The organism is Flavobacterium sp. UBA4854, assembly GCF_002399805.1.
Classification (GTDB): domain Bacteria; phylum Bacteroidota; class Bacteroidia; order Flavobacteriales; family Flavobacteriaceae; genus Flavobacterium; species Flavobacterium ginsengisoli.
In genome coordinates this window covers 12928-25871 of record NZ_DHEI01000065.1, presented here as the reverse complement: position 1 = coordinate 25871, position 12944 = coordinate 12928, and the positions used below count along the sequence as shown (strand labels likewise).

10 protein-coding genes are annotated in these 12944 nt (G+C 33.2%); 8 read left to right on the top strand and 2 right to left on the bottom strand.

Translation table 11 applies throughout. From position 1 onward, the window contains the following. Positions 1-119 precede the first annotated feature (119 nt). On the bottom strand, positions 120-1973 hold the full coding sequence (rho, locus tag B3J44_RS09405; RefSeq protein ID WP_286968024.1) for a transcription termination factor Rho: 1854 nt from the start codon (positions 1971-1973) through the stop codon (positions 120-122). A 181-nt stretch (positions 1974-2154) separates the two neighbouring features. Between rho and B3J44_RS09400 the strand changes: the two genes are divergently transcribed. The 3 genes from B3J44_RS09400 to B3J44_RS09390 all read left to right on the top strand — a co-directional run bounded on the left by B3J44_RS09400 (position 2155) and on the right by B3J44_RS09390 (position 4293). Further along, positions 2155-2565: a DUF4293 domain-containing protein gene (locus B3J44_RS09400; protein ID WP_286968022.1), complete on the top strand. Its 411-nt coding sequence runs from the start codon at positions 2155-2157 to the stop codon at positions 2563-2565. A 148-nt stretch (positions 2566-2713) separates the two neighbouring features. After that, positions 2714-3373, top strand: coding sequence for a response regulator transcription factor (locus B3J44_RS09395; protein ID WP_286968021.1), 660 nt, complete (start codon positions 2714-2716; stop codon positions 3371-3373). Between the two features lie 11 nt (positions 3374-3384). Next, positions 3385-4293, top strand: a complete 909-nt coding sequence (locus B3J44_RS09390) for a sensor histidine kinase (RefSeq protein WP_286968020.1) — start codon at positions 3385-3387, stop codon at positions 4291-4293. Here B3J44_RS09390 and B3J44_RS09385 read toward each other — a convergent pair whose 3' ends face one another. Next, complete coding sequence (locus B3J44_RS09385; RefSeq protein ID WP_286968019.1) at positions 4294-4788, bottom strand: metallophosphoesterase family protein; 495 nt, start codon at positions 4786-4788, stop codon at positions 4294-4296. Positions 4789-5048: 260 nt separating this feature from the next. On the opposite strand from B3J44_RS09385, the gene truA reads away from it, so the two are divergent. From truA to B3J44_RS09360, 5 genes are all read left to right on the top strand, one after another. Next, complete coding sequence (gene truA, locus B3J44_RS09380) at positions 5049-5783, top strand: tRNA pseudouridine(38-40) synthase TruA (protein WP_286968017.1); 735 nt, start codon at positions 5049-5051, stop codon at positions 5781-5783. Between the two features lie 99 nt (positions 5784-5882). Beyond that, a complete protein-coding gene (locus B3J44_RS09375; RefSeq protein ID WP_198856394.1) occupies positions 5883-7637 on the top strand; it encodes an ABC transporter ATP-binding protein in 1755 nt (584 codons plus the stop codon). Between the two features lie 109 nt (positions 7638-7746). Further along, positions 7747-9228 carry a sensor histidine kinase gene (locus B3J44_RS09370; RefSeq protein WP_286968015.1) on the top strand — a complete coding sequence of 494 codons (1482 nt, stop codon included), beginning with the start codon at positions 7747-7749 and terminating at the stop codon, positions 9226-9228. A gap of 86 nt (positions 9229-9314) precedes the next feature. After that, the gene (locus tag B3J44_RS09365) at positions 9315-11912 is read left to right on the top strand and encodes a zinc-dependent metalloprotease (RefSeq protein ID WP_286968013.1); all 2598 of its coding nucleotides are present in this window, start codon (positions 9315-9317) and stop codon (positions 11910-11912) included. A 16-nt stretch (positions 11913-11928) separates the two neighbouring features. Next, on the top strand, positions 11929-12944 hold a 1016-nt coding region (locus tag B3J44_RS09360), incomplete at its 3' end, for a TonB-dependent receptor plug domain-containing protein (RefSeq protein WP_286968011.1).

The window sequence follows — 12944 nt, the reverse complement described above, 5'->3', positions numbered from 1 at the left end:
CTAACTTTTTGGGGGCAGTTCATAAAACTCATCCTTTTTTTATATTATATATTTTTTGGTTTACTCAAAGCTAAAAAAACTTAGCATCTTAACATCTCAGAACCTTAGCATCTTTTTAACTAGTCATTCATCGAAATCAAAAACTCTTCATTGTTTTTGGTTTTCTTGAAACGATCGTTTACGAAGTCCATAGATTCTACTGGATTCATATCTGATAGATATTTACGCATAATCCACATTCTTTGTAAAGTTTTCTCATCTAATAATAAATCGTCGCGACGCGTACTAGATGAAGTAAGATCGATTGCAGGGAAAATACGTTTATTAGCTATCTTACGATCTAATTGTAATTCCATGTTACCAGTTCCTTTAAATTCTTCGAAGATAACTTCGTCCATTTTAGAACCTGTTTCTGTTAACGCAGTTGCAATGATACTTAAAGAACCACCATTTTCTACATTTCTAGCTGCTCCAAAGAAACGTTTTGGTTTTTGCAATGCATTTGCATCAACACCTCCACTCAATACTTTTCCAGATGCTGGCTGAACTGTGTTGTATGCTCTTGCTAAACGTGTAATCGAGTCTAAAAGAATCACAACATCATGACCGCATTCTACTAAACGTTTTGCTTTTTCCAATACGATGTTAGCGATTTTTACGTGTTCTTGTGGTTCTCTATCAAAAGTTGAAGCGATAACTTCACCACGAACACTTCTTTGCATATCTGTAACCTCCTCTGGACGCTCATCAATAAGAAGAACAATCAAATAAACTTCTGGATGGTTAGCTGCAATTGCGTTTGCAATATCTTTAAGAAGCATTGTTTTACCTGTTTTAGGCTGTGCAACGATCATACCACGCTGACCTTTACCTATTGGTGAAAACAAATCTATAATTCTTGTTGAAATAGAACTGCCTTTTTCGGCTAGTTTGAATTTTTCTGAAGGAAAAACTGGTGTCAAGTGTTCGAAAGAAACTCTATCGCGAACTACTTGCGGATCGTGACCGTTAATTTTTAATACACGAACCAATGGGAAAAACTTCTCGCCTTCTTTTGGCGGGCGAACCACTCCTTTTACTGTATCTCCGGTTTTTAAACCAAATAATCTGATTTGTGAAGTTGATAAATAAATATCATCTGGAGAAGCTAAATAATTATAATCTGATGAACGTAAAAATCCATAACCGTCTGGCATCATTTCTAAAACGCCTTCACTTTCAATAATTCCGTCAAATTCAAAATCTGAATCTCTGAAGTTATTATTGTTCTTTTTATTCTTGTGGTTAGGGTTTTGATTATTGTGATTTCCGTTTCCATTGCCGTTCCCGTTCCCGTTCTGATTTTGGTTCTGATTCTGATTCGGGTTTTGATTTTGGTTCTGGTTCTGGTTCTGATTTTTATTCTGATTCGGATTGATCTTTTTTGCAGGAGCAGTTTGTGAAGTTTTTTCAGCTGTTTCGGCTGTTGGCTCAGAAGTAATTGATTCTGATGGAGCTGATTCTACAACTTCTTCAGTAGCGGTTACTTCTTTTTCTTTTTTGAGCGCTACTTTCTTCTCATATGCCTGTTTATTGAATTTTCCACCTTTAGTCTCTTTTTTTGCTATTGGTGTTTTATTCTCCCCTACTGCTTCATCTGCCTTTTCTGCAATTGGCTGAACTGTTTCAGCAGTATCGTTTTTTTGAACAGTTTCCTCTACTTTATCAAATTCTAAAACAGGAGCATTTTTGGTATTTGCTGCTTTTGGTTTTGCTGGAGCAATTCTAGCGCGTTTTGGTTTTTCTTCTTTGGCTTCAGAAACTACTTCTGCTTGAGGTGCTTGAGCCGGAGCATTAGTGCTCTCTTGGTGTGCTAAAATCTGACTAATTAAAGTCTCTTTTTTGACACCAGTAATCTTTATTGTTTTAGCTAACTTAGCTATTTCTTGAAGCTCAGCAAGCTTCATTTCTTTTAATGCAGAAATATCAAACATGAATGTTCTATGAATTTAATTATTTTAAGGAATACTGTAAAAAGAATAGGTAGATAATTAATTTGAATTGACCGCAGTATGAAGTGCTTACGGTATTATGATGCAATAATACGAATAAAATTTTATCATACAATAGTATTTTAAAAAAAGAAAATATATTTTTGTAAAACATTTTTAGACCATGATACAAAGAATTCAAACTGTATATATATTTCTAGCTTTTGCAGCAACTGGCATTTTATTGCTTTTTGTTCCGCTTTGGACAACTAGTGCAGGAAAGCCATTCTTTTTTATGCAGGATATGCTTTATACTTTTTTACTAGGATTAACAACTATGCTTAGCATTATCAGTATAATTTCATTTAAAAAGAGACAAAATCAGTTTGTACTAAACAGACTGAACATAATATTAAATTTAATTTTATTAGGATTATTTGTATATCGATCACTAAATTTATCTGGAGGGACCGAGGTCTCTGAGAAAGGTATTGGGATGTTCATGCCAATTGTTGCTATCGTGTTATTAGTTCTAGCTAATAAGGCCATCAAAAAGGATGAGGATCTTGTAAAATCTGTTGATCGTTTGAGGTAAACCTATAAACTTTAGTTTATTTTGTGCGAAGAAAAACCCGAACTCTGATTCGGGTTTTTTTTACCCTATTATATTATAAATCAAACCTGAAGAGCATAATAAAAATGCGTTTTATAGTATAATTTTGTGTTTTCAAATTCAAATAATCATGACTCCCAAAATACGGATTCATCTTGCAGATGATCATCAGGTTCTAATTGATGGACTGTCCAACCTGCTTCAAACCGTTTCAAACTTTGAAGTGGCAGGAACTTCACTGGACGGCACCACAGTCTATGATGATGTTATAAACGATAAAGCCGATGTTTTGATTCTAGACATCAGTATGCCTAAAAAAGATGGCATAGAAACGTTAAAAGAATTTAACCAAAAACAACTTCCTTGCAAGGTCATTATTTTATCTAGTTATGATGATCTTAAAATCATTAAAGAAGTAATGAAACTAGGTGCAAAAGGCTATCTAACCAAGAATTGCGCTGGCGAAAATATCATTGAAGCTGTCGAAGCTGTTTATCAAGGTCAGGAATATTTTAGCGATGCTGTTAGAGAAAAAATCTTCAATACTTTTAGAGACAACCCAAAACTCAACTCAAACGCAGTTATAGAAAATCCAATCTTAAGCCCTCGTGAGATTGAAATCATTATTTTAATTGCTTTGGAATATAGCGGAAAAGAAATCAGCGAAAAACTTTTCATCAGCTCGCATACTGTCGAAACGCATCGTAAAAACATTATGAAAAAGCTCAATATAAAAAGCACAATAGGTTTGGTAAAATATGCTCTTAAAAACAATTTGATCAATCCTTAAAAATTGCTTTTATGTTTCGTTTTAAATTCTTTATATATATTCTTTTTCTTATTGCTTTTGAAGGAAATAGTACCGCACAATCTACTGATACCGTAAAAGTTTCAAAAACTGAAATTAAGAGAAAAATTGCAAATAATCATTTTAGCAAATCAGAACAACTACGAAACAAAAAAATCGTCAGTTTGTCTATTATACTTACCGTCATCATTTTTCTTTTATTTTATTTTTTATATCAAAACAATAAGTTAAAACAGAAAATAAAACGAAAAGACACCAAACAGAAAATCCTTCTCGATATCATTAATTCTGGTATAGATTCTCAAGAAGTAGAGCGAAAAAAAATTGCTTCTTTTCTACACGACAATATCAATTCACTTTTGTCTTCCGCAGGATTACATTTAAACACTTTTACGGCTCAACATGACATAAAATCAGATGAAATCCAGAAAGCTAAAAACATTTTATCTGAAGCGCACGAATTACTACGAGATATGTCTCACGATCTTGTTCCGTCACTTTTGGTTCGTTTTGGATTAATTTATGCTTTAGAAGATTTGTGCGAAAAAAATTCAAATTCTGCGATCGAATTTGAGTTTTCAAGTTCCATTCCAACTAGCAGAAGATATGTTGAAAAGTTCGAAATGAAGATTTATTTTATAGTCAGCGAATTATTTAGTAATATCACCAGACATAGCAACGCTAAAAAAGCAAAGCTTTCTTTGACTGAAAAAGAAAATCAATTAATTCTATGCATTTACGATGACGGAATTGGTTTTAAAACTCAGAAATTAAAAGAGGTTGAAGGTTTTGGGTTAAACAGAATAAGAGCTCGAATTAAAAAATATAAAGGAACTTTATCTATTATTTCAAAAGAAAACCAGGGAACCAAAATAAAAATTCAGATTCCATTGCCGCATTAATTACTTCGCTCCTATTTCAATAATTTCCAAATCTTTGATTTTATCATCATCAATTACAAATCGCAACATGGTTCTCACTTTATGAAATCCGCTTTTTCCAGCAGCGCCAGGATTCATGTACAGCAAATTATTCTTTTTATCAAACATGACCTTCAGAATATGAGAATGCCCGCAAATAAACAATTTCGGCGGATTCAGAGCCAATTCTTCCCTAACATTCTGATTGTATTTTCCAGGATAACCTCCAATATGCGTAATCCAAACCGATACATTTTCGCAAGAAAATCTATTATTTAACGGAAATTCTAATCTTGCCTGCGCATCGTCAATGTTTCCATAAACTGCTCTTAGAGGTTTTAGCTTTTTTATGGTATCTGTAACTACCAAATCTCCAATATCTCCAGCATGCCAAACTTCATCTGCTTGAGCAACATATTTTAAAATGGTATCATCAATATGACTGTGAGTGTCTGAGAGAAGCAGGATTTTGGTCATTTTTTTTAAAAAAGGTACAAAGGTTCAAAGTTGTAAAGGTATAAAGTTTTTTTTGTAGAGGCGCACTACGGTGTGTCTTTCGTCTTATGTTCAAGTTTATTTATTTTCCAATCTTACGTTAGACGTACTGCAGTGCGTCTCTACAGATATGCATGATGAAAAACCTTTGCCTCTTTGCAACTATGAACCTTTGCACCTTTTAAAAGCATCTTTTAAAAAAACCTTTGTACCTTTGCACCTCAGAACCTCTGTCCCTTAAAATGAGATATTTTATTCAATTCGCTTATAACGGAACACATTATCATGGCTGGCAAATACAGCCAAATGCTTCTTCAGTTCAAGAAACTTTAAATAAAGCTTTTTCGGTTTTATTAAATGAAACTATCAGCATTATGGGTGCGGGAAGAACAGATACGGGTGTTCATGCCAGCGAAATGTATGGTCATTTTGACACAGAAAAAACATTAGATATTCCGGTTTTGACTCATAAACTGAATTCGTATTTACCAAAGGATATTGCTATTTTTGATATTATACCAGTTCACGATGATGCCCATTGTAGATTTGACGCTACAAAGCGAACTTATGAATATCATATTAATACCTTAAAAAATCCGTTTTTACAGGAATTGAGCTGGTATGTTTCGCAAAAACTAGATGTCAGTTTAATGAATGAAGCAGCGCAGTTATTATTGAAACATACCGATTTTCAATGTTTTTCAAAAGTCAACACTGATGTCAACACATTTGATTGTACGGTTTTTGAGGCATATTGGAAACAAGAAAACGGAAAACTGATTTTTACCATTTCGGCAAATCGGTTTTTAAGGAATATGGTTCGTGCAATTGTAGGCACTTTGATCAATATTGGTTTAAAGAAAATCACTTTAATCGATTTTGAAGATATCATTGCCAGCAAAAGCAGAGAAAAAGCAGGATTTTCGGTTCCTGCACATGGTTTATATTTAACCAAAATAGATTACGATTATTTATAAAGCTTTAAGCTTTAGGCAATAGGCTTTAGGCTTATTTCTTGCTGCTTACTGCTAATAGCTTATGGCCTAAAGCCTAACGCTTAAAGCACGAAAAAATAAATGAAAGCAAAAGCATTCGATACAGGATTATTCAAACGAATTTTAAAATATACTCGTCCTTATAAATGGCGTTATTATGGCGTAATCATATTTGCCATTTCGCTATCTATCTTCGCTGCACTTCGTCCTTATTTACTTAAAGAAACTGTCGATGGCTACATCAAAACTCATGACAAAATGGGTTTACTCCTATATATTATATTAATGGGAGTGGTTTTACTGATGGAAGTTTTTTCGCAGTTTTACTTTGTTTATTGGGCCAATTGGCTTGGGCAGGATATTGTAAAAGATATTCGAACCAAACTTTTTCAGCACATTTTGAGTTTCAGAATGAAATATTTCGACTTGGTTCCAGTTGGACAATTGGTTACACGTGCCGTTTCAGATATTGAGTCGATTGCTCGAATTTTCAGTCAAGGTTTGTTTATGATTATAAGCGATTTGATGAAAATGGTTGTTGTCTTGATTTTTATGTTTTATATGAATTGGAAACTGACTTGGATTGTCGTAGTTGCTATGCCAATTTTAGTTTTTATAACTAGAATTTTCCAACGCAAAATGCAAGTTGCTTTTGAGGAAGTAAGAACCCAGATCGCCAACATGAACTCTTTTGTACAAGAACGTGTAACAGGAATGAAAATCGTTCAGCTTTTTAACCGTGAAAAAATCGAAGCCGAAAACTTTAAAGACATCAACAACAAACATAGAGTTGCTTGGATTAAGACCATTTTATACAACTCTATCTTCTTCCCAATTGCCGATATTATTTCATCCATAACTTTAGGTTTGGTTGTAGTTTATGGTGGTTTCCGAATTTTAAACGGAGATCATTTTACAACTTTTGGAGATTTATTTTCATACACCATGTTTATCGGAATGCTTTTTAATCCGTTAAGACAAATTGCGGATAAATTCAATGAAATGCAGTTAGGAATGATTGCTGCCAATCGTGTTTTTGATATTATTGATACACAAGATCATATTCAAGATACAGGAACAATTGAAGCGCCAGTTTTTGATGGAAGAATTGATTTTAAAGACGTTCGTTTTAGCTACATTCCAGAAGAAGAAGTTATAAAAGGAATTGATTTATCGGTTTCGGCTGGACAGACTATTGCTATTGTAGGTTCTACAGGAGCAGGAAAATCTACGATCATTAATTTATTGAATCGTTTTTACGAAATCAATAGCGGAACAATTTGCATTGATGGAGAAAATATAGAAAACTATACTTTGGCTTCTTTAAGAAAACAAATTGCTGTTGTTTTACAAGACGTCTTTTTGTTTGCCGATACGATTTATAATAATATCACTTTGCACAATCCAGAAATTACTCGAGACAAAGTAATTGATGCCGCAAAGAAAATTGGTGTTCATGATTTTATTATGAACCTGCCAGATAATTATGATTTTGATGTAAAAGAGCGTGGTGTTATGCTTTCGTCTGGACAGCGCCAGCTTATTGCATTTTTACGTTCTTATGTGAGTAATCCAAGTATTTTGATTTTAGACGAGGCGACTTCTTCTATCGACACGTATTCTGAAGAAATGATTCAGCGTGCAACAGAAACGATTACAAAAGGAAGAACTTCGATTATAATAGCACATAGATTAGCAACAATTGTAAATGCAGATAAGATTGTGGTGATGGATAAGGGATTGATTGTTGAACAAGGAACGCATCAGGAGTTATTGCAAAAAACTGATGGGTACTATAAAAATTTATATGACTCGCAATTTGCTGTGGCAAACTAGGTCATAATGTTACTTTTTGAAATTTAGATTAAAAAATATTACCTCTAGACGGGCATTCTTAATATATGTTACGGTTTCGATTCTGGTTACAGTTTTGTCCGTTTATATTTTGAGTAACCTTATTACTGATTTGACAGAAAAAGCGAATGATGAAGTATCACTTCGCAGTTTTATGAAGAAGCAGGAATTTATGTCACAAGAGTTTTCTAAATTTATGGAACATGAAAACCAAATAAAACATGTTTTAAAAATAAGTACACCAGAAAATCTAGCATCCAACTTACATGTTTTGTCTTCGGTTCAAAATACCAATTCACTGGTTGCCGATAGCTGGTTTCAAATCAATGAAAATAGAATTCAGTTTGGAACAGATTCTATTTCTGATGCCTTAAAAAAAGAAGTTTCAGATTTCATTCTAAAAAATAAAAATGTAGATTATTTCAGCGCTGTTATTCCGCAAGGAAAAGAATGGGTTTGGAGAATTTATTTCAAACTTAATTCAAAAAACACAACAGTTCGTTATGGCTACGATATCAACTTAAAAAATCTTCATAATTATATCTCGAATGTAGACAAGTCTAATTCGGCAACAAATTATGCCTTTATTTTTGATAAATCTGGAAGATGCATTTATCATCCTGAGATTGCGTTTATAGGAAAAGACATTTACAAAATATCTTCTACCCGATCTATTGATACCATTTTTACTAAAAAACAAGATTATGTAAGAAGAATTACAATGTCCGAATATTTAAAACTGGATGTTATTCGTTTTACAAAAAGATTAGATTTAAAAAATTCGCATTGGTTTATATGTGTCAATGTTCCTAAATTTTCTGTGGATGAAAATGTAGAATTAATCAAAAAATATTCTACTTGGATATACTTGATTACAACAGTAATGCTTTTCCTTATTTTCTACTTATTCTTGTATATCAACAGACGCGCGTACCGAGAAAAAGGAATTGCCATAAAAGAGAAAAATAGACTCTTAGTAGAAAACGAAAAAATAATAAAAGAAAAAGCTCTTATTCAGTTACAACAATTGAAAGAGCAGATAAATCCGCACTTTTTATTTAATTCACTTAATTCGCTTTATATGCTAATTGGAAGTGATATTAAAGTTGCGCAAAAATTTACCTTAAACTTATCTCGTATTTATCGTTATTTAATTGATCCGCCAGAAACAAATATTGTCCCTCTGAAAAACGAATTATTATTTATCGAAAAATATATCTTTTTACAGCAGACTCGTTTTAAAGACGAATTATTCTTTTCTATTCAAATAGAAAGTGAAACTGCTTTAAACAAACACATCCCCTATCTTGCTTTCCAGATTGCGGTCGAAAATGCTATTAAGCATAATGCGGCAACTCAAGAAAGTCCCTTAACTACTACAATCCTGATTCAAGAAAATCAGGCAATTATCAGCAACAATCTTCAAAAAAAATTGACTGCTGAACCGAGTACTAAATTTGGGTTAAACTACCTGAATAGCATTTACAATTATTACTCAAAAACCGATTTTAAAACATCAGAAAAAGACGGCGTTTTTATCTGTATTCTTCCATTAATAAACATTCACTCCTAAAAAAAAGCCACTCACTCCTTTTTGTTTTTTTTCTGAACTAAAATAAAATAGTTTCGGATCGAAAATTAACCTAAACTTAACATCTGATGAAGGAAAAGTCATTCCTGCATAATTTGGTAACAATTTGCATACTCTTATTATTATTATCGCCGCTTACTGTTCAATCTCAAAAGAAAAAGAAAGACAAAAAAGAAGCTGCAACCGAAATTAAAAAAGATTCTACCGATTCTAAAAAAGGTAAAAAATATGACGACCTAGTAAAAAAAGGTTCTCTAAAAAAAGGTCTGTTTAATATTATTCAAGTTAAAACAGATGTTTATTTTGAAATTCAGGACAGCTTATTTAAAAGAGAGTTTTTAGTTGTAAATAAATTATCTCAAGTTCCTTTTCAAGTAAACGAAGCTGGCTTAAACAAAGGAATGAATTATGAAAACAAAGTCATTAGTTTTTATAAAGATACAATTGCAAAGAAAGTCTGGGTAAAATCGTATGTGCCAAAGGTTTCGTCACCAAAAGAAGATGCGATTACACAATCTGTTCAAAATAATTTTGCCGAATCTATTATTGAAGTTTTTGATATTGAAACCAAAAACAACGATTCGACTTCTGTTGTTATTAAAGTAAATAAGATTTTTGACGGAAAACAAAAAAGCTTCAATGATGTTTTGAGCAACATTGGATTTGGCGGTTCTGTAAAATCTGACCTTTCTTATATTGAAGGTGTAAAATCTTTCCCAAAAAACATTGTCGTAAAATCGCAATTGACTACTTCTGTTAGCGAAGGCGGACCTGCATTGTCTGTAACTCTTGGTGTTACGAGCAATATTATTTTATTGGACAAAACTCCGATGAAACCTCGTTTTTCTGACAACAGAATTGGTTTCTTCACAGAAAAACACTGGTATTTTGCCGATGATCAACAAGCAATGCTTGAAAAAGAACTAATTACACGTTGGAGATTAGAACCTAAAAAAGAAGACGAAGAACGATATTTGAAAGGCGAATTGGTTGAACCTAAAAAACCTATCGTTTATTATATTGATCCATCGACTCCAAAACAATGGAGAAAGTATATTATTGATGGTGTTCACGATTGGCAAGCAGCTTTTGAAAAAGCAGGTTTTAAAAATGCTGTTATCGCAAAAGAACCAACAGAAGCCGATTTGGATTTTGATATTGATGATGTTCGCTACTCTGTAATTACATATGCAGCTTCTCCAAAATCTAATGCTATGGGCCCATCTGTGGTTGATCCAAGAAGCGGTGAAATTATCGAAGCTGATATTATTTGGTGGCATAATGTAATGACTTCGCTTCAAAGCTGGATGCGCATTCAGACAGGACCAATTGATCCGAAAGCTAGAGGAAATAAATTTAGTGATGAACATATGGGAGAAGCAATTCGTTTTGTTTCATCTCACGAAGTTGGACATACTTTTGGTTTAAAACATAATATGGGTTCTTCTTTTGCTTACGATGTTGAATCTCTTCGCTCTAAAGAATTCACAGCAAAAATGGGCGGAACTGCTCCATCAATTATGGATTATGCCCGTTACAATTATGTAGCACAACCAGAAGACAATGTAACAGTTATTACTCCAAAAATTGGAGAATATGATAAATATGCTATTGAATGGGGTTACAGATGGTACGCGCCTAACGAAAACGAAACAACAAAACTAAACGCCTTACTTACAAAACATCAAGATGACCCCATTTATTTTTATGGAGAACAACAGGAAAATATAATTGATCCTCGTTCTCAATCTGAAGATCTAGGAAACGATGCTGTAAAAGCGAGTGAATATGGTTTAAAAAACCTAAAACGTGTTGTCGATAATATCTTAAGCTGGACTTACGATAAAGATCAATCTTACTATGAGACAGGAAAATTATACATCGGAACTATTGGCCAATGGCAATTGTACAACCGTCATGTAATGAACAATATTGGTGGTGTTTATTTGAACACAACGGTTCACGGAGACAACAAACAAAGCTACATTCCGGTTTCAGCAACAATGCAAAAAAGAGCAGCAGATTATTTAGCTAAAAATGTACTTACAATTCCGCAATGGTTGTTTTTCAATGATATTTTAGACAAAACAAATCCGTTGAAAGATTCTCCTCTTGGGCCTTACGAATATACTCCGTATACACTTTCGAGAGAATTGCAATACAGCATTATGTATGATTTATTTAGTGATGATCGCTTGCTTAGAATGACAGAAAACGAATTGTATCAACGAAATAAAACCAAAGATCCAGTTTTTACCGTAAATGATTTGTTTAAAAAAATGCATCAAAGTGTTTTTGCCGGAACGATTGCCAATAAATCATTATCAATTCTAGAACGTATGACACAGAAAAATTATGTAGACGTTTTGGTTGTTTCTACAAATAAATTATTTGAAAAAACAGATGCTAAGAAACTATTAGACATTCAGCAGACTTTAAATATGCCTCATTTATGCAATTATTTAGATGATGCCCACATGGTAAAAAACATTAATCAATCTTCTTTAAAAAGAGTTACAGAAGTGACTTCAGATAAAAAAGGAGAATTAACAAAAGTCCTTCAATTATTAAAAATTAAAAAGAATACAGGAGACCAATCTACCCAAAACCATTACCACGATTTGATCCAACGAATCGAAAAAGCATTAAATAACACAACCTTTTAATACACAACCCAAAAACATGAAGAAAATTTTACAAGCCTTACTGCTATTCCTGGCCATCGCAGGATACTCGCAGGAAACCCGAACCATCTCGGGAATTATTCTAGATGAAAATGATCACCAGCCTATTCCTGGAGCTTCTATTTTTGTTGAAAACAATTCTATTGGAAGCAAAACATCACAATCAGGAATTATACAAAGTGAAAGCATTGGAACTACTACAGATTTTGACGGTAAATTTCAATTGAAAATAGGAAAAAAAGTTACCGCTTTGAGAATCATTTTCATGGGATATCAGCCTTATACTCTTGAATTGTCAGCTCAAAAAGAATATACAATCAACTTAAAATCTGAAGTTGCAAAACTCCAGGAAATTGTAGTTACTGGATACCAAAAAATTGAAAAGAGAAAACTGACATCTGCAATTACAAAAGTAGATATGGCTTCGATTCAGCAAGCTGGTGTTTCTAGTATCGATCAATTATTAGTTGGACAAGTTGCCGGAGTTGCTGTTACTACTCCATCTGGAGCACCTGGAGCGGCTGCAAAAATTAGAATTAGAGGTACAGCTTCTTTAAACGGTTCTCAAGATCCTTTATGGGTTTTAGACGGACTTCCGTTAGAGAACAATGATGTTCCTAAAAATTATGATAAAGACAATATTGATGTTTTAAATAACTATTCTATCGCTGGTTTAAATCCAGATGATATTAAAGATATTACCATCTTAAAAGATGCGGCTGCAACAGCTATTTATGGTGCACGTGCTGCAAATGGTGTAATTGTGGTTACTACCAAAAAAGGAAGAAGCGGTAAAATGTCGATTAACTTCAACACAAATACTTTTATTACGTTAAGACCAGAAATATCAAAATTAAACTTGATGAATTCTAATCAAAAAGTTGATTTTGAACTCGATTTGGCTAGCCGTGCAGATTTAACTTACAGAGACACCGGTGGAGATGTTGCTCGTATCCTAAATGGAGCGAATGAATTAGACGCATACAGAGCCGGTGGATTCTCTTCTTTGAGTTC

Bases quoted from the DNA above. Each gene is read 5' to 3' on its own strand.
- rho (WP_286968024.1), bottom strand. From the start codon at position 1,973: ATGTTTGATATTTCTGCATTAAAAGAAATGAAGCTTGCTGAGCTTCAA.
- B3J44_RS09400 (WP_286968022.1), top strand. From the start codon at position 2,155: ATGATACAAAGAATTCAAACTGTATATATATTTCTAGCTTTTGCAGCA.
- B3J44_RS09395 (WP_286968021.1), top strand. From the start codon at position 2,714: ATGACTCCCAAAATACGGATTCATCTTGCAGATGATCATCAGGTTCTA.
- B3J44_RS09390 (WP_286968020.1), top strand. From the start codon at position 3,385: ATGTTTCGTTTTAAATTCTTTATATATATTCTTTTTCTTATTGCTTTT.
- B3J44_RS09385 (WP_286968019.1), bottom strand. From the start codon at position 4,788: ATGACCAAAATCCTGCTTCTCTCAGACACTCACAGTCATATTGATGAT.
- truA (WP_286968017.1), top strand. From the start codon at position 5,049: ATGAGATATTTTATTCAATTCGCTTATAACGGAACACATTATCATGGC.
- B3J44_RS09375 (WP_198856394.1), top strand. From the start codon at position 5,883: ATGAAAGCAAAAGCATTCGATACAGGATTATTCAAACGAATTTTAAAA.
- B3J44_RS09365 (WP_286968013.1), top strand. From the start codon at position 9,315: ATGAAGGAAAAGTCATTCCTGCATAATTTGGTAACAATTTGCATACTC.